The organism is Microbacterium sp. LMC-P-041, from assembly GCF_030209555.1.
Classification (GTDB): Bacteria; Actinomycetota; Actinomycetes; order Actinomycetales; family Microbacteriaceae; genus Microbacterium.
The window spans coordinates 1-1,788 of the sequence record NZ_JARVRV010000011.1 but is presented as its reverse complement, the minus strand read 5'-3'; the positions used below and the strand labels follow the sequence as shown (position 1 = coordinate 1,788).

At 54.9% G+C, this 1,788-nt stretch carries 1 rRNA gene; it reads right to left on the bottom strand.

The features are described 5' to 3' along the window. Positions 1-7: 7 nt before the first annotated feature. Positions 8-1,532: ribosomal RNA gene (locus QRN21_RS17945) — 16S ribosomal RNA — on the bottom strand. Positions 1,533-1,788: the final 256 nt, after the last annotated feature.

Sequence of the window (1,788 nt, the reverse complement as noted above, 5' to 3'; positions counted from 1 at the left end):
TCCTTAGAAAGGAGGTGATCCAGCCGCACCTTCCGGTACGGCTACCTTGTTACGACTTAGTCCTAATTACCGATCCCACCTTCGACGGCTCCCTCCACAAGGGTTAGGCCACCGGCTTCAGGTGTTACCGACTTTCATGACTTGACGGGCGGTGTGTACAAGACCCGGGAACGTATTCACCGCAGCGTTGCTGATCTGCGATTACTAGCGACTCCGACTTCATGAGGTCGAGTTGCAGACCTCAATCCGAACTGGGACCGGCTTTTTGGGATTCGCTCCACCTCGCGGTATTGCAGCCCTTTGTACCGGCCATTGTAGCATGCGTGAAGCCCAAGACATAAGGGGCATGATGATTTGACGTCATCCCCACCTTCCTCCGAGTTGACCCCGGCAGTATCCCATGAGTTCCCACCATTACGTGCTGGCAACATAGAACGAGGGTTGCGCTCGTTGCGGGACTTAACCCAACATCTCACGACACGAGCTGACGACAACCATGCACCACCTGTTTACGAGTGTCCAAAGAGTTGACCATTTCTGGCCCGTTCTCGTATATGTCAAGCCTTGGTAAGGTTCTTCGCGTTGCATCGAATTAATCCGCATGCTCCGCCGCTTGTGCGGGTCCCCGTCAATTCCTTTGAGTTTTAGCCTTGCGGCCGTACTCCCCAGGCGGGGAACTTAATGCGTTAGCTGCGTCACGGAATCCGTGGAATGGACCCCACAACTAGTTCCCAACGTTTACGGGGTGGACTACCAGGGTATCTAAGCCTGTTTGCTCCCCACCCTTTCGCTCCTCAGCGTCAGTTACGGCCCAGAGATCTGCCTTCGCCATCGGTGTTCCTCCTGATATCTGCGCATTCCACCGCTACACCAGGAATTCCAATCTCCCCTACCGCACTCTAGTCTGCCCGTACCCACTGCAGGCCGGAGGTTGAGCCTCCGGATTTCACAGCAGACGCGACAAACCGCCTACGAGCTCTTTACGCCCAATAATTCCGGATAACGCTTGCGCCCTACGTATTACCGCGGCTGCTGGCACGTAGTTAGCCGGCGCTTTTTCTGCAGGTACCGTCACTTTCGCTTCTTCCCTGCTAAAAGAGGTTTACAACCCGAAGGCCGTCATCCCTCACGCGGCGTTGCTGCATCAGGCTTGCGCCCATTGTGCAATATTCCCCACTGCTGCCTCCCGTAGGAGTCTGGGCCGTGTCTCAGTCCCAGTGTGGCCGGTCACCCTCTCAGGCCGGCTACCCGTCGACGCCTTGGTGAGCCATTACCTCACCAACAAGCTGATAGGCCGCGAGCCCATCCCCAACCAATAAATCTTTCCAGTAACTGACCATGCGGTCGCTACTCGTATCCAGTATTAGACGCCGTTTCCAGCGCTTATCCCAGAGTCAGGGGCAGGTTGCTCACGTGTTACTCACCCGTTCGCCACTGATCCCACAGAGCAAGCTCCGTGTTCACCGTTCGACTTGCATGTGTTAAGCACGCCGCCAGCGTTCATCCTGAGCCAGGATCAAACTCTCCGTAAAAAAGAAATGCATACGACACCGGGAAAACGGTGACGCAGCGAGTTTGATGCTGACCAAAGAGACAAATCATTGCTGACTTTATCCGTTGCCAACCCCACAAGGAGGTTGGTCTTTGATCCAAAGGAATCTCATCCAGCCGAAGCTGAATCGAGGTTATTTGGCATTTGACAAGTGCACGCTGTTGAGTTCTCAAGGATCGGATGCTCCCACGACCCAGTCATCACAACCAGGCCCGAAGGGCAACTTCTCTATCTTA